Consider the following 22,713-nt stretch of genomic DNA (forward strand, 5'->3'; position numbering starts at 1 on the left):
CTCTCTAAACCGTCACTCCTTCCAATTCCTCATCTGTCAACTCATATAATTGCCGCAATTTATCTAACTTCTCACCATCAGCTTCCCAGAAACCCCGCCCATGCGCCTCCAACATTCTCCCTAAAATATTGCGAAAAGCTTCAGGATTTGCCTTACGTAATTTATCCGCCATCTCTGCATCTAAAGCATAAGTATCAGCCGCTTGGTCATAAACCCAATCATCGGTAAAATCGGCAGTACCACCCCAACCAATCAACGCCGTCATCCGTTGGGAAATTTCAAACGCACCACCAGAACCTTGATTTGCCATCGCTTGCGCCCATTTGGGATTTACCAACTTAGTGCGATACTCCATTCGCAGCAAATCATCTAAATTGCGGGGTGTAGTATCTTTCGAGAAACTTTCGACAAAGCTGGTTGTAACCTTCTTCCCGCCTTGTTTTTCTGCTGCCCTTTTCAAACCGCCGGTATTGGCGTAATATTCTTGAATATCAGTTAAACCATATTCAACCGAATCGATTTCTTGAACAATGCGATCGCTTGTTTTTAACAACGTATTCAACACTTCCGGTCTAGCTTGACCTTTATCTTCTCTCCCATAGCTAAACACATTGCGACTTTGCCAAGTATTGCCTAACTCCTCACCAGATTCCCAATTCCCATCAACCACGCGATCGTTCACCAAAGAACCAAAATCACCCGCCGGATTAGAAAACAATCTTGCCGATGCATTTTCCACCCCTTGGGCTTTTAAAGCCAAAGCATGTCTTCTAATAAAATTTTGATCTTCCGGTTCATCAGCATCAGCCGCCCGTTGAAATAAATCATCCAACAATTCGATGATATTTACAAAACTATCCCGGAAAATCCCAGACAAATTACCCAACACATCAATCCGGGGATGTCCAACCTCCACCAACGGCTTCAATTCATAACGAACAACTCTGCCAGTTCCTTCCTTAACAGGTTCAGCCCCCACCAATTCCAACAGAATCCCCAGAGATTCACCCTTAGTTTTAATCGCATCCAATCCCCAAAGCATCACCGCCACCGTTTCCGGATACGTCCCATATTCATCCAAATGCTGGGCGATAATTTTTTGAGCAATTTCTCGTCCCCGTTCATAAGCAGCAGGTGAAGGCATCCGATAAGGATCTAAAGCATGAATATTCCTCCCAGTCGGTAACACACCAGCCCCATCCCTTAACAAATCCCCACCAGGTGCAGGCTGAATATACTCCCCATTCAACCCCCTTAACAAATTCGTTAACTCATCCGTAGATTGCATCAACAAATCCCTTATTAGCTTTTCTTCCTCTTGGTGTCCTTGGCGGCTTGGCGGTTCGTTTATTCCTTCCTCCCCCCCAAAATAAGCCTCCAAATACGACCCCAACTCCTCCTCATTCGGTGCTTCCCCCAAAGTATGCAACCCAGAAGAAAACAACCGATTTTCTAAAACCTGCAAATATTCATACAACTCCACCAAATAATCATCAAAAGCATGACCACTAAACATCCGAACATTCTCCGGAGTAAACGCAATCCCCAACCGTTTAGCATCTTCAAACGGACAATCAGCATCCAACCCAGAGTCCACAATTTTTTTACAAATCCCTTCCTTCAAGACATAATTCTTTTGTGGATCTTCCCGATACTCCGAAATCAAATCTCGCAACACCACCAATTCCTTATACAAACCTGCCCGTCCATAAGGCGGTACATTATGAGAAATTAACACCCCATAACCGCGACGTTTTGCCAACATCGACTCAGAAGGATTATTCGCCGCATATATATATAGATTAGGCAAATTTCCTAACAAAATATCCGACCAAGAATAACCCGTATTACCCAACGGAGAACCAGGCAACCATTCCACCGTCCCATGCATTCCAAAGTGAACTAAAGCATCAGCTTGAAACTCATTTTGCAGCCATTTATAATAAGCAGCATATTGCGGATGAGGCGTTAAATCTCGTTCAAACATTAAGCGCATCGGGTCGCCTTGTATCCCCAAAGGTGGTTGTACACCTATCCACACATTGCCTAATTGCACACCACTAATCTGAAATTCATCGCCATAAGTTTTAATTCCAGTTCCCGTGAGAGATTTCCATTGTTTTTCGATGCGGGAGGTTTGCAGATATCCCAACCATTTTTCTAATGTGCGAACATTGACAGAGGCAGGGATATTCTCCGCATCATTTAAAGATTCATCCGCCTCTTTCACCCAGCGAATCAATTCTTCCCCATCTTCCGGCAAATCCCCAACGGTATAACCTTGGTCTTTGAGTGCGTGGAGAAACTTCAGCAAACTACGCGGGACATTTAATAATGCAGCTGTGCCCACAGCGCCATAACCTGGAGGAAACCCATATAAAATGATCGCAATCTTGCGTTCCGAAGCAGGTTTTTGTCGCAAAGCCACCCAACTTTTTACCCTACCAATTAATCGCTGCACCCGTTCGGGAACCAGATAAATATTTTCGCCCACCAAACCACCAAGGGGAACGGTATCAATAGCCCCATCCAATTCTGGTAACGCGTACAACACGACACTTTGCAATCCGCCGACACCTTGGCGCGTCCACGAAGAAATATCTTGAATTAATAGTGGTGCAGCAACAATATAAGGTACATTCTTGGCAGTGAGGATGCGCTTTGCTACTTCCACCTGACGCCCTGCTTCCATTGAACCAGCCGGGCCACCCACCAGAGGAAAGCCAATTGTCGAAACGATCGCATCCACTTTGACTGCTTCATTAGATAGTGAGGGAGTCTCGATATTACCTAGTTGTCGTTGCTGAATTTCATAGTCGCTTGTCATCAAATCCCGTACCGCCACATGTCCTTCCACGCCGTTGATGAAAATAGGTAAAGGAATTAACCCGGCTGATTCAAAACTGCGAATCAGTTGGGGAATGTAGGGTTGTTTTGTGATGACGTGTTTTCGGTAGAGGAGAATTCCGACAACTGGGGAGACGCGATTCGGGGAGACGTGATTAATCGCGTCTCTACAATGGGTTTTATACCATTCTAAATATTCGCGGGGCGATTCAAAAAATCCTGGATAATCGGGATGGAGTAAGCCGATGTTGGGGGTTTCGACTAGCGGGGGAATGTCGCCGACTTTTAAACCCAAATATTTTTCTGCCAGTGTCCAGAATAATGAAGCGACATTTTCTGGGCCGCCAGCATTCCAGTAACCATAGATAATTAACCAGTTGCGTAAGTCTTGGACTTTTTGCCCTGGCACGTATTTCAGTAGTTTGGGGCCAATTTTTAAGAAGCTGATGTAACCAGCGAGTTTGTCTTCTTCTCGTCCGTTGCTAAATTTGTCGAGGATGAATTTAATTGGTTTGGGCATTCCTTTGGGTTTGTCGCCAATGGCAAAGTCACCCAGCTTGGTTAAACTCATCAATTCCAAAGCTGACTCAAACACCAGGCGGATGGGAATTTGGGCAATGCGATCGCGCAACCACACAACCTGGTCATAATCAAATAGTAGGCTACCGAAAAACACATCAGCTTCATGAAGTGCTGCTTCTACCTCAGTGCGAATGCTAGTAAGATCGCGATCGCTAAATACCCGAATATCCAACTCAGGACAGCGAGAGTTAGCCAAAAAAGCTGCTTTTCTATATAAGTCAGCGTTGAACGATTCAAACCCAGCAACCAAGACGATGCGTTTCATGCCTGTAAGCTACGAAATATTTCTTTACTTAAATTTTAAACTGGCTCACAGGTTGATTGTTAAATATCTGCCCACAGATTCCGGTCATTCAGGCGTACTAGTACAGAATCGCGGAAATAAACATACCATTCGATCAGGCTGAAAAGCCTGTGTTATCGCTTTTCTTCCTTGTACCCCTCTGCTTCTGTGCCCCTCTGCCTTGTTGCACTAGGTAGATTTGTCATAGCTTTCTACTTTTACGAAGCGTTATTATCTTAACAATGGGGGTAACTGCTGCATTTCAATTTATTGCAACAATCACCGGATTATTTCCGATTTTGATAAATTATGATGGTTGTGTTTTTTCTTCCAAAAAATCTTGCAATCAGCGGATTTTACTACATAAAATCTGCTTGCAATGTTCGCAGAAAAACTTATTTTACTTACCAGCGTAGTAATGCTTAAAATAATGCGGACATTGCTAACAAGTACTTCAACAAATTTATTAACAAAACTTTGTCTCTATAATTGGAAGAGTTTTGAACTAGCGTAAAAATAAGTAAGTTGAGGATAAAATCATGAAATTCGGAATTGATAGTGGGCACAATTGTCCACCAGACACAGGAGCCAGGGGGATTAAATTTGAGGATAATTTAACTCTCGATGTTGGTAATAGAGTTATAGCCAAGTTAAGAGCTTTGGGGAATGAAGTCGTAGTATGTAGACCAAGTAGTGCTAGTACAGTCCGGGAATCGCTTTCAAAAAGATGTTCTACAGCTAATGGGAGTAAAGTAGATATTTACGTCTCGATTCATTTTAACTGTTTTAACGGACAGGCTAATGGCACAGAAGTATTTGCAACTAGCGATACTGGCACAAAAATCGCTAAACCTGTATTAGATGAAATCGTCAAGTTAGGATTTTTTAATCGCGGCGTTAAGAGTGGTTCCCACTTGTTTGTTCTGAAAAATACAGATATGCCTGCGATTCTTGTAGAAGGTTGCTTTATCGATTCGCAAAAAGATATGAATCTTTTTAATCCGGAAGCAATGGCCAATGCGATCGTCAAAGGCTTAACTGGTAAAGTGTCAAGTGTTCCTGTTAACCCCGTACCAGATGAAGAGCAGAATGTAGATACTACTATTCTCAGACTACAAAAAGCCTTAAATCGACTAAAGATAACCGATAAAAATGGTAAGGCATTAGTAGAAGATGGCTTCACTGGGGCTAACAGCAAATCTGCCGTAGAAAAATTTCAGACTATTGTTGGAGTTCAGCCGACTGGAATTGCTGACGAAGCTACATGGAATGCCATAAATTTAATTTTGGCAAAACGAATTCTCAGACCAAACCATGCTGGTAATTCAGTTATCAGATACTTGCAATATCGTCTAGGTGTCGAGGCTGATGGCGTCTATGGACCGCAAACAGAGGTTGCAATTAAGAACTTTCAAAAGCAAAATGGTTTAGATGCCGATGGAATTGTCGGGCCTGCTAGCTGGCAGAAATTAATTGGTTAGATTCAGGGGTAGGTATTATTCAAGGTAGATGAATTGTTGAAGTTGGTATTGGATGTCATTGAGAATATTTCTGAAAAGGTGTAGTAAACTTCCAACCGAACCTGCCCCAGTCTCAGAGCGATCGCTGTTCATTCAGCATCAAGCAATGACAAGGTTTAAAAAGGGGGGCAAAAACTTCTCAAAGTCCCTCTTTTTAAGGGGAACTACTGCGGTTTTCTCCCTACAGACCTTCTCACGCGAATGGGCATCCTACGGCAGGCCCTAGCCTCTGCTCTTTGGAAGAAGGGAAGACCCCAAGAGGAGCCAGCCGCGTGGGCGGGGCGGGTCTACCGATTTGAGCGGACTGGCGTCAATTGGCAGGGATTTAGGGGGATCTATGACGATTTTGGTTTTGTACAGAAATGTGTGTACACCGTAGCCTTTTTAAGAAGACTGCATTGGCCCCCCATGAGCAACTGGCGTGGGTTAGGGAGTGATCAAGTCCAAGCATATTCACCCATAAGCGACGCCGAATAGCCGATCATAGACATCCCCTGAAGCTGTTGACCTAAAATAATGAAAATAAATAACCAGAGCGTAGAAAGTCACCTATGCTGCTGACAGGAATATGTTCAACTTAACCAGGTTATATTGATAACTATCAATCACACTTGGTCACAGGTAATTTCCTATCGCTCTGGTGCTTTTTTGGCGGTGAAGTTTCGCCAAAAGTATAAACGTTAAGGGCTTTTCAAGCCTATAACAATTGTTACTACTTTGTTGTATAAGTGGACACAATTTTTCTGGGTTTCAAATTTATCACCCTAGTGTGTAGATATAAGCTTGTCTCAAGCGCCGTACCATCTCTCGCCGCACCTCATTTTGGATACGGTTTCCACTCCGCCAGTGTTCTAACTGAATATTATCAACATAGAACCTCACAGAAAATTGCATAGCAGAGCGTTGGATATCAGTTAGCTGAACTTGTGGTTCTTTCCAAGCAGTATTAGACTCTTTAAAACTATCATGTAGCCATTCAACAAATTTTAAGGAATAGTCGTCTAATCTGGTTTCATCTACTCCTGGATTTAATATTTTTTGAAATAATTTTTTCATTTTTATTTTCAAAATTTCAACTTTTTGCTCCTATTCGTCCGGTAAAATATGTTGGTCTTCAAGTACTAAATCAGGATCTTTTAACCAAGTTTGATACCATTGGCGAATCAAGCTAATCAGAGTGAGTTTATCAGTCTGCTCTTGTTCTTCTAGCCGCGAGTGCTCGTTACCTTCAGCCAATATTTCCGGAATTTCAGTGCGATCGCCGCTAAAATTAAAATGCCAATGCTCTGAGCGCCCGTCGAGCTAATTTTACGTAAGTTTTCACAGTAGCGTAAAGCATCTCTAAATCTTCGGATATAACCTGCAATGATTCTCCCATCTCCCGGCGTGCTAAGATAGTTGCCCAGGTAGAAGCAATTTTATCAGTGCGATCGCCTCCTGTGCGTTTTCGTTGTGCGGTGAATAGCGCTGTCAATTCATCAATGCGTTCTCCCAGCAGATTTGTTAGCACTTGAGTGGGTAAGTTTACCTCTGGTTCCACCCAATCAAAGCGAGTTTGTCCCAGTCCAAAAGTAGTTTTGTGTCCCGTACCACAGTAGGGAGCCAGTCGAGCCAAAGCATAAAACAACCGAGTAAACTCAGAGTTAGCCAAAGCTGCCTTACTCAAACCACAGGACATTACCCCTGTGAACCCAGTCACCGAACCCCGCTTGCCAGCTGCTACCTTCACCGACTCCAAGCGATGCTGATGGATAATTACCCCTTCATCTATCCAATCGAAAAAAGGTTCTTGTTCGATTGGGATTCCCGAAAAGTCATTCCAGCGACGCAGGTAGCTGTGAAACAGATTAACTGGCACTGGTAGAGGGAAATGATTACCCTTGCGGCGAAAGCTGGTAGGCGAGACAAAGCTGAAATTGACGTTAGAGCGTTTCTCTAGTGATGACTGCAATAGTTGCGCGTAGGTAGTGGGTGAATGGGCGATACTCACCTGTTTTATTTGAAGCAAAGCATCTCTTAAGTCCAGCATTTGGGGCAGTTGGGTTAACCATTGTTTGAGAAACTGCACCACTCTTGGAGACAAAGCATTGACGTGCCAGCGGTAAATTTGCTTGGCTTGCAATTGCAGTTGTCTACCACTGGCGAGGAGTTGACCTGACAGCGCCGAAATATTGAAGGGCTTGCTTAGGAAACGCTATATATACTACCTTTAACCTATCAAATACTTAAAAAATAAATTAATAATTGGGAGCGGGATAAGTTTATCTAGAGCAGTTTGGCAACTAATTTGAGAAGCATACGGCGATGCCTTCACAGTAGGCATCGCGGATTTTAGATTTAATCTAAAATCCCAAATCGAGTTACCGATTCACCGCCGCCGCTTCCCGTGCTGCTGTTGCTTGATCTGGGTGGATACCCAAGCGCGTGAGATTAATCCGACCTTTGTTGTCAATTTCGCGCACTTTGATAATCACTTCATCGCCCACCGCTACTTCATCCTCAACTTTGCCAACGCGGTAGTCAGCTAGTTGTGAGATGTGGATCATCCCTTCTTTTCCAGGCAGAAATTCCACAAATGCACCTATCGGTATAATCCGAGTGATGCGTCCTGCGTAGACATCCCCTTCGTGCAGCTTGCGGGTCATGCCTTGGATGATGTTTTTGGCTCTTTTGGCCTTGTTCTCATCCACAGCGGAAATTGTCACGGTACCATCATCTTCGATGTCAATTTTAGCACCAGTTTCCTCAGTGATTCCCTTAATAGTCTTGCCTCCAGGCCCGATCACCAGACCAATCATGTCTGAATCAATCTTGATTGTTAACAGACGTGGGGCATAAGGTGAGGTTTCTATCCGGGGTTGATCGATGCAGGCAAGCATTTTTTCCAGAATGTGCAATCGGGCTGATTTGGCTTGGTGGACGGCTTGGGAAATAACGTCCAAAGACAAACCGGAGATTTTCATATCCATTTGCAAGGCGGTAATTCCGGTATCCGTCCCAGCAACTTTGAAGTCCATGTCGCCCAAAAAGTCTTCAATGCCCTGAATGTCGGTCAGGATTCGCACTTCGTCCCCATCCTTAATCAGACCCATTGCTGCGCCACTGACGGGTTTGAGAATTGGCACACCAGCATCCATTAAGGCGAGGGTGGAACCGCAGACTGAACCCATTGAGGTGGAACCGTTGGAGGAAAGTACTTCCGATACGATGCGAATCACATAAGGAAATTGTTCTTTTGACGGTAGCACAGGTAGGAGCGATCGCTCTGCTAATGCCCCGTGACCAATTTCGCGCCTTCCTGGAGAACGCATTGGCTTGGTTTCCCCAACTGAAAACGGCGGGAAGTTGTAATGATGCAGATAACGCTTATGTTGATCTAGCTGCATGTCATCGTTGAGGTTTTGGGCATCCCCAGGTGTACCCAGAGTACAAGTGGATAATACCTGAGTTAGTTCCCGGTTAAATAAACCGCTGCCGTGGACTCGCTTTGGTAAGACACCAACTAAACAAGAAACACGACGGACTTCATCGAGTTTACGACCATCAACGCGAACGTTATCTTCAATGATTTGCCGCCGCATGAAGTATTTGGTAATATCTTTAAAAGTGTTACCAAGTGCCTTACTATTTGCAGTTGCGGCAACTCGAATTGGATCTTCTTGTGGCAGTTCCTTAATCGTCGTGGCAATTTCATCCTTGACGACATCTAAAGCTGCATCGCGTTCGGGTTTGGTGAAAGTAAATTGCGACAGGATTTTCTTAATCTGGCTGCTAGCGCGATCGCGGATATAATTTTCTAACGTCTGGTCTACTTGTGGTGGTGCTTCTTGCACTATTACCAGACCCAGTTCTGCTACTAAATCTTGCTGCGCTTTGATTAAGTCCCGCACTGCTTCATAACCAAAGTCAATCGCCTCGATAATATCTCGCTCTGGCAACTGATTGGCTCCCGCCTCCACCATGATCACCCCATGTGGTGAACCTGCTACTACTAGATCCAAATCTCCAGCTTCAATTTCTGCATAAGTGGGGTTAATAATGAAATCATCTCCCACTAAACCAACCCGCACTGCTGCCATTGGCCCATTAAAAGGAATCTGGGCAATCAGGGTAGCAATGGAAGCACCTGTAACTGCTAACACATCGGGTGGCACCAACTCGTCCATCGACAGCGTTAAGGCAATAATTTGCAGGTCATCCCGTAGCCATGACGGGAACAGGGGACGCATGGGACGGTCTATAAGACGGCTGGTGAGAATTGTTTTTTCTGGTGGACGACCTTCCCGGCGCATGATTCCTCCGGGAATCCTACCAGCGGCATATAGCCTTTCTTCATAATCTACTGTGAGCGGAAGAAAATCAATGCCTTCTCTGGCTTGCGATCGCGTAGCCGTAACTAAAACGGATGTGTCCCCTGATTCTATCAAAACCGACCCACCAGCCTGGGGAGCTAGTAAGCCTACTTTCAGTCGAATATCCCTTCCATCGAAGGATATTGACTTGTCAACTTCTGCCATTCAGTTTTTTTTCCTTCTCTTTCGCTATTCTCTTTCTGTGGCAATCCTAACATTTATGCCCTATGACTGACTTCTAGTACATACAAAGATCAGACTTGTGGTTCAACCCAAAGCACGATACATGATCAGCGCGTCTACCACCTGTTCATCCCCTAGCTTCGCCGCACGCGGAATGTGCCCAATAATCTCAAATCCTAACGACTGCCAAAGTGTAATTGAAGGTATATTAGTTTCAAAGACTAAATTGAACATTACTGCTTCATAGCCCAGGCTGGCTGCTATCAAGAGCATAGTCTCTCCCATGAACCGCCCGATCCCCTGACTGCGTAACCCAGGTTGTACAATAAAACCAGCGTTGCAAATATGGCAACACCGACCGGGAAAGTTTGGCTTTAAATAAAATGCCCCTAATATTTCTTTTGGTTTGTGTGTAGCATCCTGAACAGATGTCCTGACAACAAAGGCATCCTTGCTCAACCAGTAAGTTGAAAATTCTACCTGAGATAGAGGTTGCTTTTGGGGATAAGTTTTACCTTCAACAATTACAACATTGAGTAATGCTCTTACAACCTCCTGTTCTTGAGGATGCATATAATCTAGTTCAACCAGCATCCCGGTTTTTAACACTTTAATTAGGGGAAATCTCATTATTAATAATCTTTATGTGCAATATGCTGAAATATTTATTGTATGCAAAATCTAACGAAAAAATCTTATTGATAAGATGCAAAAAGTAGAACAGTTACGATTTTAGTTCATGAGTTTTGGGAAAATATAAGTAGTTAGCAAATGGCGATTTTACACGGAAATTGGTTACTAAAAAGTCAAAAAGGTTGTTTATTTATTTGGGGAGAAACTTGGCGATCGCCACGAGTGAATTTCGAGTCTAATGGATCTGGAGATATCCCACTACATCCATTGGCAATGACATCAGTTGAGTTGAGTGAGTGGTTGCCTTCGCAGAACATGGCAATTACCAACTTCATCCAGCAACCTCAAGTTGCTATGGCTACTACTGGGCGAACCTCCAAAGGAGGAGCTACGCTAACGCGCAAAGCAGCAAGTGCCACTGAGATAATGCCAACGCACTCCCAAATAATTGCCCTGCCAACTTATATCCCAGAAGGGAGTAAAGAAGGAACAGCAGCGATTTTCCCTGTACATTCTGCCAGCTTGGGGCTGGATACAGACTCCCCGCAATATTTGCAACCGTGGCGAGTTGAGGGTTTTTGTCTTAACCCCAGCGAGGCGGTAAAATTTCTCGCTGCTGTTCCCCTAAATGCTGCTAAAGGGGAAGATGCCTTTTTAGGAGGAGATTTACGTTTTTGGTCGCAGGTTGCCCGATGGAGTTTAGATTTAATCTCGCGGTGTAAGTTTTTACCAACAATTAACCGACAATCAGATGGTGCATTTGCTGCTAAATGGCAAGTACTTCTAGACAGTGCTGTAGATGGAACCCGCCTAGAAAAATTTTCTGCGAACATGCCGTTAGTTTGCCGCACCTATCAAGAAAGTGCTGAGTTGAAAGAAAAAGACTCAACACTCAACGCTCACTACTCAGCAGTAGACTTCCCTACCGAACCTCAAGAATTACTTTTAGGATTTCTTAACAGTACGATAGATGCCCAAGTGCAAGGGATGGTGGGTTCCCAACCTCCAATGGAAGCCAAAGCGATCGCATCTTTACCATCTGCGGTGCGACAGTGGTTACAAGCCTTAACTAGTGCATCTCATCCAGTTAATGCAGATGCAATTGAAATGGAACGACTGGAAGCGGCACTGAAGGCTTGGACTATGCCGCTACAATACCAATTAACTCTTAAAACTCTATTTCGTACCTGTTTTCAACTGCGTTCTCCAGAGTCTAGCGAAACAGATTGGACATTAGCCTATTTCCTGCAAGCGGCTGACGATCCTGAGTTTTTGGTGGATGCAGCAACTATTTGGAACAATCCAGTTGAACGGTTGGTTTATGAAAATCGGACAATTGAGCAACCACAAGAAACATTTTTGCGAGGTTTGGGGCTAGCTTCCCGATTATATCCAGCGATCGCACCCAGTTTTGAAACCGAATATCCCCAATTTTCTCGTCTCAACCCCATCCAAGCATACGAGTTTATTAAAGCTGTAGCTTGGAGGTTGGAAGACAGTGGTTTGGGAGTAATTTTACCTCCCAGTTTAGCTAACCGTGAAGGATGGGCGAACCGTTTGGGTTTGAAAATTACTGCCGAAACCCCAAAGAAAAAGCAGGGACGCTTAGGGTTGCAAAGTCTGCTGAATTTCCAATGGCAATTGGCAATTGGTGGACAAACTATTTCCAAAGCTGAGTTTGATAGACTTGTGGCTTTAAATAGTCCGCTAGTGGAAATTAACGGCGAGTGGGTGGAATTACGGCCCCAAGACATCAAAACAGCCCAAACTTTTTTTACCACTCGCAAAGACCAAATGGCGCTTTCCTTAGAAGATGCCTTGCGTTTCAGTACAGGAGATACCCAGGTAATTGAAAAATTACCAGTGGTCAGCTTTGAGGCATCTGGGGCATTACAAGAGTTGATTGGGGCGCTAACAAATAACCAGGCTTTAGCACCTTTGCCCACACCAACAGGCTTTCAAGGACAGTTGCGACCTTATCAAGAACGAGGCGCTGCTTGGCTGTCATTCTTAGAACGTTGGGGCTTAGGCGCGTGTCTGGCGGATGATATGGGACTCGGTAAATGCGTAGCAAATAATACGCTAATAAATGTAAATGGACTGTTACGCACAGCCGAGACAATCTGGACAACTCACGCTGGAGAAACAGAGTTTGACGGCGAAGGATTTTGGGCTAACCCCACAGAGCAATTACTAGTTAATTCCATAGATGAAAAAACTGGCAAAATTGTCCAGGCTAATGTCAGACGGTTGTATCGGCAGCAAGTCCGCGAGAAATTACGAAAAGTCACGCTAGAAGACGGTAGCAATATCACCATCACTCATCGTCACAAGCTGCTAACAAGTAAAGGTTGGACAAATAACTTACAGGTGGGTGATTACGTTTGTGTACCAGGTAAAACGCTCTGGAATGGACAACCACAAGACCCTGATTTAGTCAAGTTTCTTGCTTGGCAGATTGCCGAAGGGCATGAACTACCCGATGTGGGAAGAGTCACAATATCCCAAAAAGATACCAGAGTACTAGAGGATCTACTCCAGATTTGCCAACGCATTCAAAAGCGCTATAACCTCAAAATTAACAACCCTAATATCTCTACCTTCCCTAACAGAGTTTCTAATCTTCGAGTTAACAGCCAAGCCTATCGGCGATTCTTAGAAGCTAAAGGTTATGTTTGGGGTAAACTATCGGCAGAAAAATCTATTCCGCCCTTCATTATGCAGGCAGACTTGGATAGTGTGCGGATATTTTTACAAAACTATTTTGATGCTGAATCTACTGTTGTTTTGAGTATGGGGAGTATTGAGATTGCTACAGCTTCAGCTTTACTGATTCAGCAACTTTCTGCACTGTTGCGTCGTTTCGGTATTTGGTTGCGAATATCGCCCAAACTGAAGTGTGCCACTAATGGAACTCGTACTTTACGCACCTACTATATTGGTGTGATTGGAGGAAATTCTGCCCGCAGATTTTTGCAAGAAATTGGTTTTAACAACTCAGAAAAACAGAGCAAATTAGAACAAATTTGTCAACTGGTAAGTAACACAAATATTGAAGAAATTCTTGCTTCTGATATGGTTGCCCAAACAGTCATAGCAACGAGACTACCGTTGCGGCATTTTGGGATGTACAACACTGTTTACATTAATGGTTCACAGCAATTTTCTAGAGATAGTTTACAGCGAGTAATAGCTGGGATGAACCGCATGATTAGTGGAGAAGCCCAAGAGCAGTATCAGCTACTAAAACCTTCCAAGTGGACAACTCAAACTTTGTCAGCCTATGGCAACCTAGATGTAGAACAGTTGAGCTTAACAAGACAGTCTTTGCAATGTCTTCTCGACCAAGAGGTATTTTATTGCAGGATAGAATCAATAGAGGAGATAGATTATGATGGATGGGTTTATGACTTTGAAGTGAGCGAACATCATAATTTTTTCGCTAACAATATTATTTGCCATAACACTGTCCAATTCATTGCTTTTCTGCTGCACTTGAAAGAACAGGATGCACTAGAAAATCCAACACTGCTAGTTTGTCCAACTTCTGTTTTAGGCAACTGGGAAAGGGAAGTCAATAAATTTGCCCCCAGTCTGAAAATTTTGCAATATCACGGTGACAAACGCCCGAAAGGGAAAGCGTTTTTAGAAGCAGTAAAAAATCACGATTTAATCGTTACCAGTTACTCACTTCTTCATCGAGATATCAAGTCGTTGCAAAGTGTATCTTGGCAGATAATTGTTTTAGATGAAGCCCAGAATGTGAAAAATCCAGAGGCGAAGCAGTCAAAAGCAGTGCGGCAATTATCAGCGACGTTTCGGATTGCGTTGACGGGGACACCAGTAGAAAATAGGCTGCAAGAACTCTGGTCTATTTTAGATTTTTTGAATCCAGGGTATTTAGGCAATCGGCAATTTTTCCAGCGGCGGTTTGCCATGCCAATTGAAAAGTATGGTGATACGGCTTCTTTGAATCAATTACGTTCATTAGTTCAACCATTTATACTGCGGCGATTGAAAAGCGATCGCGACATCATTCAAGACTTACCAGATAAGCAGGAAATGACCGTATTTTGTGGTCTAACTGGCGAACAGGCTGCACTTTATCAACAAGTTGTAGAACAATCTTTAGCAGAAATAGATTCTGCTGAAGGATTGCAACGTCGAGGAATGATTTTGGCTTTACTAATCAAACTCAAACAAATTTGCAATCACCCAGCCCAATACTTGAAACAGGCGACATTAGAGCAACATAATTCAGCCAAACTTCTGCGACTAGAAGAAATGTTAGAAGAAGTTTTAGCAGAAGGCGATCGCGCTTTAGTTTTTACACAATTTGCTGAGTGGGGTAAATTACTTAAACCCTATTTAGAAAAACAGCTTGGGCGAGAAATATTCTTTTTATATGGTAGCACCAGTAAAAAACAACGAGAGGAAATGATCGACCGTTTCCAACATGACCCGCAAGGGCCCCCAATTATGATTCTTTCTCTGAAGGCGGGTGGAGTTGGACTGAATTTAACACGAGCAAATCATGTATTCCACTTTGATAGATGGTGGAATCCAGCCGTAGAAAATCAAGCCACAGATAGAGTATTTCGGATTGGACAAACTCGGAATGTGCAAGTACATAAATTTGTTTGTACTGGCACTTTAGAAGAAAAAATTCATGACATGATTGAAAGTAAAAAACAATTGGCTGAACAAGTTGTGGGTGCTGGTGAAGAATGGTTGACTGAACTAGATACAGACCAACTTCGCAATTTATTAATACTTGATCGTAGTGCAGTAATTGACGATGATGCAGAATAATTTTGTAGCGTCAACTTAACTGTATTAACTGTGCCAAGCTACTACAAATTTATATTTGTTCGTATGCACTAGACTTCTTGCATAAATATTTTGTAACCTGATGTGGAGGTGCAAAGAGAGAGTTAAAAATCGATATTTTTGGAAAGTTTATATTGGTTTAATTTTCCTCTTTAAAAGTTTGTTATATTTATTTTTGATATAACTCTATGGATGATCAAGATCAAGCACTACAGAGAACTCTAAACCGCGCACGTCGCGACTTCCAGATATTAGAGGATGAGAAAACTGTTTTTTGGATTCAAGTTCCAGTGCATTTGCAGATCGAACTGGAGGAAAAACAAAAAGAAGTCACTAGCCTAGAGGTGCGATTAAGCCAGTTACAGGGAAAGCGCCCGGAAAGTCTGCCGGATAACCTGCCCCCCTATAACGATGTGTTTGTGGGACGGAAAAAAGAAATCGCCCGTTGTTTGGAGGCACTGTCACCAGAGGTACGTGGTTGGGGTGTGGCAATAGATGGTATTGGTGGCATAGGCAAAACTGCGTTGGCGCTGAAAGTAGCATAGAGCGGTTAGCCAATCTACCATTAGGAAATGACTTAAATGAAGAACCGTTTGCTCTGCACTCTCGCATTGCTTATTTATGGGCAACTTTGGGCATAACAGATATAGTTGAGAAACTACAAGAAAGCAAGCAAAAGGAAGTTTTTATCTCCTACACCTGGCGAGATAATCACAGCAAACTATTTGTACAAAAACTGGAGAAAGCATTTCAGGCAAAAGGTATTACAATCATTCGGGATAAAAATGCAATTGGCTACAAAGAACGATTTCAAGAATTCATGCAGCGATTGAGTCGTGGCAAATACGTGATTGTGGTAATCAGCGACCAATATTTGAAGTCTGAAAATTGTATGTATGAACTAGTTGAAGTTGCCAAGAATGGAAAACTTTATCATCGAATTTTTCCCATAATTTTAGCAGATGCCCAAATTTATGAGCCTATTGAAAGAATTAAATATGTTAAGTATTGGGAAAAGAAAATTAAAGATTTAAATGACGAAATGATAACAGTTAACGCTGCTAATTTACAGGAATTTCGAGAAGAGATTGACCTATATACTGAAATTCGTAAGATGTTTGCTAATCTCATAAAGCTGCTGAAGGATATGAATGCTCTAACGGAAGAGATTCATATACAATCCGATTTCGAGGCACTGCTCAAAGCGATCGCAGAAAGTTTAGATGAGTAAGCTAAGAGCGAGTGTATGGAGCATCTGCCAAAGGCGATCGCCCTCAATGATTTGGGAAAAGTGGATATCTTGTTGCTCCTCCTGCCCTTTGCCTTTTTTCAACTGCAAATCCTGAGATTTATTTTTATCAAATCCTATGGATAATCAAGAAGCACTACAGCGAACTCTCAACCGCGCTCGTCGCGCCCTCCAGATATTAGAAGAACAAAAAGGTGGTTTTGGGATTCGAGTTCCAGTGGATTTGCAGATCGAACTGGAGGAAAAACAAAAAGAAGTCACTAGCCTAGAGGGGCGATTAAGCCAGTTACAGGGAAAGCGCCCGGAAAGTGTGCCCGATAACCTGCCCCGCTATAACAATGTGTTTGTGGGACGGAAACAAGAAATCTCCCGTTGTTTAGAGGCACTATCACCAGAGGAACGCGGTTGGGGTGTGGCGATCAATGGTATTGGTGGTATGGGTAAAACGGTGTTAGCGCTAGAGGTAGCACACGTTGCCCGTCAACAAGCCTTGTTTGATGCCTACCTGTTTTTTTCTGCCAAAACTACCTGGCTCTCAACTGAGGGAGTGCGGCAAGAAACCCTCGCCCTGTCTTCTCTCGATAGCTTCTGCCGGGAATTTGCCAAGGGATTGGGACTGGCAGATATTGTGAAAATGACTGATGCCACAGAACGCCGCCGTGCCCTTCTTGATGCCCTGCGGGGAAGGCGTACACTGTTGATTTGGGACAACTTGGAAACGCTGAATGCAGAAGAACGTGATATGGTTGCCGAGTTTTTGCGGAAACTGCCTACCCACAACAAAGCTATCATCACCAGCCGCCGCCGCACTGGGGAAAGCGCCCTCACCATCCGCTTAGATCGTCTCTTAGAGGCAGAAGCTTTGGAGTTAATGCGGGAGAAGGGAAGGAAGAACCCCCGTCTAGCCCAGGAACTAAACGCAACTAAGCCAAATATATTGACCGCTTTATATGAAGCGTCTGGTGGCAACCCCCTAGCGCTGGATTGGACATTGGGACAGGTGGCACACAAAGGCTACTCCATAAGTGATGCCCTAGAGCGGTTGCGGAATGCTGCCAAATCCCCCGATCTCTATGGGTTTCTGTTTGCTGATGCCGCCCAAACTCTCTCTGAAAACGATCGCACAGTGTTATCTGCCCTGGTTGTATTCCTGACACCAGCAACAACCGCAGCACTGGCAGATGCTACGGATTTAGCCATCACCGAGATCCAAGTTTCTTTAGAGCGGTTGGTAACATTATCTTTGGTAAATGAGTTGGATGGAGAACGGTTTGGCCTGCACCCCCTCACCCGCACCTATGTCCGGGCAGCTGTGGGCGGAACGAATAGTGTTGGGACTGCACCCCTAGCGAGTGGAATCCGGTTTGACTCTGCTGCCCAACGCAAAGTTCTGCGCTACTGGGTGGACTTTGCCCAGAAGTACGGGGGTAATGACAAAGATGCCTACAAAACCCATGACAAGCTGGAAGCCGAGTGGCAGAATCTAGAGGGCGTGGCGACAACCCTGCGGGGGATAGCAGGTATTCCCGGTGAATTGAAAGACCGACAGGCTGCCCAGATGCTCATCGATTTGGAAAGCGCTTTGTCTAACTTCCTCTTCTTTCGAGGCTACTGGGATGAGTCGGTGCGCTTGGGTGAGTGGCGATATCAGGTGGGAAAGGCGTTGAGTCAGTGGAGCGATGCTGCTTGGGGTGCCGATCATATTGCCTGGATTTACTACAATCGCGCGGAGACAGATCGGGCAGCAAGTTGGGCGGCTCAGATGGCAGAGGCGATGGAGCAGGGCGGCAGGCGTTGGGACAAGGCTGCTGCAATTGCCTTGCAAGGAGATATTGCAGAGCAACGCCAGAACCTAGCGGAGGCGGAGCGACTGTATCAGGAGGCATTAGCAATTTACCGAGAGTTGGAGGATGAAGAAGGTGAGGCGATCGCTCTCAACAATCTGGGAGAAGTTGCGCGGGAGCAGGGAGACTATGATCGCGCGGAATCCTACTTGAAGGAAGCGTTAGCGATATACAAACAACCAGGAGATAAACAAGTACAAGCAATTTACTACGGCAACTTGGGAACTCTAGCTCTTGCCCGCGATCGCTCTACAGAAGCCCGCCCCTGGTACGAGCGCGAGTTAGCTTTGGCGCAAGAAGTGGGACGGCAAGACTTGGTAGCTTCTGCTCAATCTGGTCTGGCACAAGTTCTGGAGAATGAAGGGCGCTACGCAGAGGCACTACCCTTGGCACAGGCTGCCCTGGAAATCCGAGAGCGCCTGCGCGATCAGAGCTTGGATTTTTCGCGCCAATTAGTTGAGCGGTTGCGGCACAAGGCGGGGATAGAATAATTCGTAATTCGTAATTAATTCAAGATTTTACGCCCCTGTGTAGTCGCAGAGTTCCAGTCTGTAGGCGTATATTTGCGAAACTGATATGCTCCCAACGATAACGCTATAGTCTGAGGTAACTGTTACAAAACGAGATCAACTCATCCATCCCATATTTTGAATTTTGAATTGACTTATGACTAATTACACATTACAAGCAAGCCGCGAATGGTGGTCACAACAATGGCTAGATTTGCTAGACTCCTATCGCTTTAAAAAGCGTTTAGAACGTGCAAGAAATTATGCTCGTCAAGGAAATGTTCTCAGCATCGAATTTAAAGGTGCAAAAGTATTAGCTAGGGTGCAAGGTAGTGAAGTAGAACCTTATAAAGTTTCCCTTTCCCTTGAACCTTTTAGCGATGAACAGTGGGGTTATGTAATTGAAACCATGTCCCAAAGGGCAATTTTTGCTGCCAAACTACTAGCAGGAGAAATGCCACAAAATATAGAAGAAGTATTCACGGCTAATGGTCTTTCGATATTTCCATTTACCCTTGCTGATGTCCAAAGTAAATGCTCTTGTCCTGATAAAGCAAATCCCTGTAAACACATTGGTGCCCTGTACTATCAGTTAGGCGATCGCTTCAGTGAAGACCCCTTTGTACTATTTCAATTGCGCGGACGCACCAAAGAGCAAATTATCAGTGATTTACGTCAATTACGTACTGCCAAGATTCAACCCAATACCACAGAAACACCCGATATTCAAGAGTCAATTCCTAATAACAAATACTCGGTAAAAATTGATTATTTCTGGCAATACAATGAGCCACTAGAGTCATCATTAGTAGTGATTGCGCCGTCCACTAACGACATGGTATTAGATGTATTAGGAGCAATTCCCCTAGCAAAGGAAGAGGAAAATGCAGTAAATTCAACTTCCAGTGATGTAGTAATGAAGTATTTGAATACAGTTTATAGAGATGTGAGCCAGAAGGCTTTTTTAGCAGCAATGAATGTGGGAGGAAGTTGAGATTAATTCGTAATTCGTAATTATTTTTCGTGAGATTGTTGTAATTTTAATTTCAGGACAAAGTGCTGTAGCACAAAGATTCATCTGCAAAGATAAAATTCTCAAAGCCTGTTGTGGACAGTGTAATAACATTTTTATTGTTATTGAAGCTGATGTTAGCTGGGTTTAGGGCATTGTCCGAAATTACACCAGAAAAAGTGAGTTCAGAGCGATTGAAAGCACTGAGGTCTAAGGTATCAAAACCTTTTCCACCATCCACAGTCCCAGTACCGAACCCTTTGAAGTAGTCATTTCCAGTGCCTAGATCAATACCGATACCGCCACCAATAGTAACTTTTTGTTGAACTTCATTGATGGTACTGGTGGCTGTAATTTCGTCATTGCCATCGCCAGTCCGGATCGTTCCTTGTCCATGAATGCCATAGGCAGTACCACCAATTTTTGCTGTAGCCTGTCCAGTAAGAATGTCATCACCATTCCCAGTATCAATTACTCCGTCGTTAGAGATACCTATAACGATGAGGCTCATCAGCCCCTTTACCTCCAGTGCCATTGCCTTTAATAGTGTCCTTTCCTAAGCCTGTATAAATGAAACCTCCAGTTAAAATATCAATCCCAATTGCGGGAAATTTATTTAAATCTTCCCCAATTAAAGTGTCGGAACCAGCAGTGCCTGTGAAATTGGGTGGAACCGTAAGTCTAGGCATAATCAAAATTCTCTAAATTTAGATTAGTAGGGTCAGTTTGCTCATTAAAATTGGAATCGCTCATCAATACTTTGCCAAAAATAAAGGTAATTTAGCTTTTGCCGAAATAGCCCAACATAAGACTATGCTTAATTATTAGGCAAAACTTCAAACCCCAGTCCATAGGTATACGACAGTCAAAATTACTTCCACACAAACCATACAGGACTTTATTGGTTTTTTGCCATCTGGCAAAAACAAGCTTGTAAAATTTTACGTTTATTCTATATCAAAGCTCGTAAATTGGCAAAGGTATTGCTCATTATTAATTATCTTGGTAAGTCGCTCAGTTAATCAATAGATTACTAATTATTCCTATAAAAAAAGCCCTTGCTTTTATGCAAGAGCCTCTAAACTATTTAATTATCAGTGATGAAATAAACTTTACAACCTAATCTAGGTCGTCCATAAACATCACTGGCTCAGTATCACGATTAATTCCTTTCTCAAAACCACCAGAAGCAGCCCGGGCGCGACCAGCGTGCCACAAGTGACCAACTAGGAAGAAGAATCCTAGTACGAAGTGAGAAGTCGCCAACCAAGCGCGAGGAGATACGTAGTTGAAGGAGTTAATTTCAGTAGCCACACCACCCACAGAGTTCAGAGAACCCAGAGGAGCATGGGTCATGTATTCAGCAGCGCGACGAGCTTGCCAAGGCTGAATATCGTTCTTGATTTTTTCCAGGTCAAGACCATTGGGGCCACGTAGAGGCTCCAACCAAGGGCCGCGGAAATCCCAGAAGCGCATGGTTTCACCACCAAAGATGATTTCACCAGTTGGAGAGCGCATCAGATATTTACCTAGACCAGTGGGGCCTTGGGCAGAACCGACGTTAGCACCCAAGCGTTGGTCACGAATCAAGAAGGTCAGAGCCTGAGCTTGAGAAGCTTCTGGACCGGTAGGACCGTAAAATTCGCTGGGGTAAACGGTGTTGTTAAACCAAACAAACAGGCAGGCAATAAAGCCCATCAAAGAAAGAGCGCCCAAACTGTAGGAGAGGTAAGCTTCACCAGACCAGATGGATGCCCGACGTGACCAAGCAAAAGGCTTGGTAAGAATGTGAAAAATGCCGCCAGCAATTAAGATAAAGGCAATCCAAATGTGACCGCCGACCACATCTTCCAAGTTATCAACGCTGACAATCCAGCCTTCACCACCGAAGGGAGACTTGATTACATAACCGAAGATAACTGCTGGGTTCAGTGTTGGATTAGTAATGATCCGAACATCACCACCGCCTGGTGCCCAGGTGTCATACAAACCACCAAAGAACATTGCTTTTGCTACCAACAGCAGCGCACCGAATCCCAAAATAATCAGGTGGAACCCGATGATGTTGGTCATCTTGTTCTTGTCTTTCCAGTCGTAACCAAAGAAAGAAGAGTATTCTTCTAAGGTTTCTGGACCACGAACAGCATGATAGATACCGCCAAAGCCAAGGACGGCTGAGGAAATTAAGTGGAGTACACCGACAACAAAGTAGGGGAAGGTGTCGATGACTTCACCACCAGCACCAACACCCCAACCCTGACTGGCGAGGTGAGGTAACAGGATCAAGCCCTGCTCGTACATGGGCTTTTCAGGAACGAAGTGAGCGACTTCAAACAAGGTCATCGCTCCAGCCCAGAATACAATCAAACCAGCGTGGGCAACGTGAGCACCCAGTAGTTTGCCAGATAGGTTGATTAAACGTGCGTTACCAGACCACCAGGCAAACCCAGTGGATTCTAGGTCGCGTCCAGCGCCGCCTAAGATATTTGGTCTATTAGAGAGCGTTACCACGTGGTAATACCTCCTCAGGGAATACAAATTGTTCGTGGGGTTGATCTTGAGGAGCCATCCAAGCGCGGATACCCTCATTCAGCAAAATGTTTTTGGTATAGAAGGTTTCAAACTCCGGGTCTTCCGCCGCCCGTAATTCTTGGGAAACGAAATCATAAGCCCGCAGGTTGAGGGCTAAACCGACGATGCCGACGGCGCTCATCCACAAGCCTGTGACTGGTACAAACAACATGAAGAAGTGCAGCCAGCGTTTGTTAGAGAAGGCAATCCCGAAAATCTGTGACCAGAAACGGTTTGCCGTCACCATTGAGTAGGTTTCTTCCGACTGGGTTGGATTGAAAGCGCGGAAGGTGTTAGC

The 22,713-nt window shown here is 44.2% G+C and carries 15 protein-coding genes and 2 pseudogenes; 7 read left to right on the forward strand and 10 right to left on the reverse strand.

Annotated elements, in window-relative coordinates:
* Positions 1-4 precede the first annotated feature (4 nt).
* Positions 5-3,694 carry a magnesium chelatase subunit H gene (gene bchH, locus V7K49_RS15630; RefSeq protein WP_335206327.1) on the reverse strand — a complete coding sequence of 1,230 codons (3,690 nt, stop codon included), beginning with the start codon at positions 3,692-3,694 and terminating at the stop codon, positions 5-7.
* Positions 3,695-4,251: 557 nt separating this feature from the next.
* Between bchH and V7K49_RS15635 the strand changes: the two genes are divergently transcribed.
* The gene (locus V7K49_RS15635; RefSeq protein ID WP_335206328.1) at positions 4,252-5,193 is read left to right on the forward strand and encodes an N-acetylmuramoyl-L-alanine amidase; all 942 of its coding nucleotides are present in this window, start codon (positions 4,252-4,254) and stop codon (positions 5,191-5,193) included.
* Positions 5,194-5,991: 798 nt separating this feature from the next.
* Here V7K49_RS15635 and V7K49_RS15640 read toward each other — a convergent pair.
* The 5 genes and pseudogenes from V7K49_RS15640 to V7K49_RS15660 form a co-directional block, all read right to left on the reverse strand.
* Positions 5,992-6,288, reverse strand: coding sequence for a hypothetical protein (locus tag V7K49_RS15640; protein ID WP_335206329.1), 297 nt, complete (start codon positions 6,286-6,288; stop codon positions 5,992-5,994).
* A 30-nt stretch (positions 6,289-6,318) separates the two neighbouring features.
* Complete coding sequence (locus tag V7K49_RS15645) at positions 6,319-6,468, reverse strand: hypothetical protein (protein WP_335206331.1); 150 nt, start codon at positions 6,466-6,468, stop codon at positions 6,319-6,321.
* A 34-nt stretch (positions 6,469-6,502) separates the two neighbouring features.
* A pseudogene (gene cas6 / locus V7K49_RS15650) lies at positions 6,503-7,414 on the reverse strand (CRISPR-associated endoribonuclease Cas6); the annotation flags it as partial.
* 178 nt (positions 7,415-7,592) lie between these two features.
* Positions 7,593-9,749 (reverse strand): polyribonucleotide nucleotidyltransferase, encoded by a 2,157-nt coding sequence (locus V7K49_RS15655; RefSeq protein ID WP_335073384.1) that lies wholly within the window; start codon positions 9,747-9,749, stop codon positions 7,593-7,595.
* Positions 9,750-9,851: 102 nt separating this feature from the next.
* Entirely contained in the window at positions 9,852-10,397 is a 546-nt protein-coding gene (locus V7K49_RS15660) for a GNAT family N-acetyltransferase (RefSeq protein WP_335206332.1), read from the reverse strand.
* A 141-nt stretch (positions 10,398-10,538) separates the two neighbouring features.
* On the opposite strand from V7K49_RS15660, the gene V7K49_RS15665 reads away from it, so the two are divergent.
* The 6 genes from V7K49_RS15665 to V7K49_RS15690 all read left to right on the forward strand — a co-directional run bounded on the left by V7K49_RS15665 (position 10,539) and on the right by V7K49_RS15690 (position 19,826).
* Positions 10,539-15,212 carry an SNF2-related protein gene (locus tag V7K49_RS15665; protein ID WP_335206333.1) on the forward strand — a complete coding sequence of 1,558 codons (4,674 nt, stop codon included), beginning with the start codon at positions 10,539-10,541 and terminating at the stop codon, positions 15,210-15,212.
* A 206-nt stretch (positions 15,213-15,418) separates the two neighbouring features.
* Positions 15,419-15,775, forward strand: a complete 357-nt coding sequence (locus V7K49_RS15670) for a hypothetical protein (protein WP_335206334.1) — start codon at positions 15,419-15,421, stop codon at positions 15,773-15,775.
* Positions 15,709-16,461, forward strand: a complete 753-nt coding sequence (locus V7K49_RS15675) for a toll/interleukin-1 receptor domain-containing protein (protein WP_335206335.1) — start codon at positions 15,709-15,711, stop codon at positions 16,459-16,461. The genes V7K49_RS15670 and V7K49_RS15675 overlap by 67 nt, the downstream gene beginning before the upstream one ends.
* 15 nt (positions 16,462-16,476) lie before the next feature.
* Positions 16,477-16,605 (forward strand): hypothetical protein, encoded by a 129-nt coding sequence (locus V7K49_RS15680; RefSeq protein ID WP_335206336.1) that lies wholly within the window; start codon positions 16,477-16,479, stop codon positions 16,603-16,605.
* Positions 16,598-18,814: a tetratricopeptide repeat protein gene (locus V7K49_RS15685; protein ID WP_335206337.1), complete on the forward strand. Its 2,217-nt coding sequence runs from the start codon at positions 16,598-16,600 to the stop codon at positions 18,812-18,814. Before V7K49_RS15680 ends, V7K49_RS15685 begins: the two co-directional genes overlap by 8 nt.
* Positions 18,815-18,989: 175 nt before the next feature.
* Positions 18,990-19,826: an SWIM zinc finger family protein gene (locus tag V7K49_RS15690; RefSeq protein WP_335206338.1), complete on the forward strand. Its 837-nt coding sequence runs from the start codon at positions 18,990-18,992 to the stop codon at positions 19,824-19,826.
* A gap of 52 nt (positions 19,827-19,878) precedes the next feature.
* Here the strand turns inward: V7K49_RS15690 and V7K49_RS15695 are convergent, their stop codons facing one another.
* From V7K49_RS15695 to V7K49_RS15710, 4 genes and pseudogenes are all read right to left on the reverse strand, one after another.
* Entirely contained in the window at positions 19,879-20,355 is a 477-nt protein-coding gene (locus tag V7K49_RS15695) for a hypothetical protein (RefSeq protein ID WP_335206339.1), read from the reverse strand.
* A complete protein-coding gene (locus V7K49_RS15700) occupies positions 20,327-20,533 on the reverse strand; it encodes a hypothetical protein (RefSeq protein WP_335206340.1) in 207 nt (68 codons plus the stop codon). The genes V7K49_RS15695 and V7K49_RS15700 overlap by 29 nt, the downstream gene beginning before the upstream one ends.
* Positions 20,534-20,963: 430 nt before the next feature.
* Entirely contained in the window at positions 20,964-22,355 is a 1,392-nt protein-coding gene (gene psbC / locus V7K49_RS15705; RefSeq protein ID WP_334867342.1) for a photosystem II reaction center protein CP43, read from the reverse strand.
* Positions 22,339-22,713 (reverse strand): annotated as a pseudogene (locus tag V7K49_RS15710) (photosystem II D2 protein (photosystem q(a) protein)); the annotation flags it as partial. The pseudogene V7K49_RS15710 and the gene psbC, both read right to left, overlap by 17 nt.

The organism is Nostoc sp. (assembly GCF_036919675.1).
Classification (GTDB): domain Bacteria; phylum Cyanobacteriota; class Cyanobacteriia; order Cyanobacteriales; family Nostocaceae; genus Nostoc.

Coding starts and splice junctions, on each gene's coding strand:
- V7K49_RS15670 (WP_335206334.1), top strand. CDS start 15,419: ATGGATGATCAAGATCAAGCACTACAGAGAACTCTAAACCGCGCACGT.
- V7K49_RS15690 (WP_335206338.1), top strand. CDS start 18,990: ATGACTAATTACACATTACAAGCAAGCCGCGAATGGTGGTCACAACAA.
- V7K49_RS15685 (WP_335206337.1), top strand. CDS start 16,598: ATGGATAATCAAGAAGCACTACAGCGAACTCTCAACCGCGCTCGTCGC.
- V7K49_RS15640 (WP_335206329.1), bottom strand. CDS start 6,288: ATGAAAAAATTATTTCAAAAAATATTAAATCCAGGAGTAGATGAAACC.
- bchH (WP_335206327.1), bottom strand. CDS start 3,694: ATGAAACGCATCGTCTTGGTTGCTGGGTTTGAATCGTTCAACGCTGAC.
- V7K49_RS15695 (WP_335206339.1), bottom strand. CDS start 20,355: ATGAGCCTCATCGTTATAGGTATCTCTAACGACGGAGTAATTGATACT.
- V7K49_RS15660 (WP_335206332.1), bottom strand. CDS start 10,397: ATGAGATTTCCCCTAATTAAAGTGTTAAAAACCGGGATGCTGGTTGAA.
- V7K49_RS15665 (WP_335206333.1), top strand. CDS start 10,539: ATGGCGATTTTACACGGAAATTGGTTACTAAAAAGTCAAAAAGGTTGT.
- V7K49_RS15700 (WP_335206340.1), bottom strand. CDS start 20,533: ATGCCTAGACTTACGGTTCCACCCAATTTCACAGGCACTGCTGGTTCC.
- V7K49_RS15655 (WP_335073384.1), bottom strand. CDS start 9,749: ATGGCAGAAGTTGACAAGTCAATATCCTTCGATGGAAGGGATATTCGA.
- V7K49_RS15635 (WP_335206328.1), top strand. CDS start 4,252: ATGAAATTCGGAATTGATAGTGGGCACAATTGTCCACCAGACACAGGA.
- V7K49_RS15680 (WP_335206336.1), top strand. CDS start 16,477: ATGGAGCATCTGCCAAAGGCGATCGCCCTCAATGATTTGGGAAAAGTG.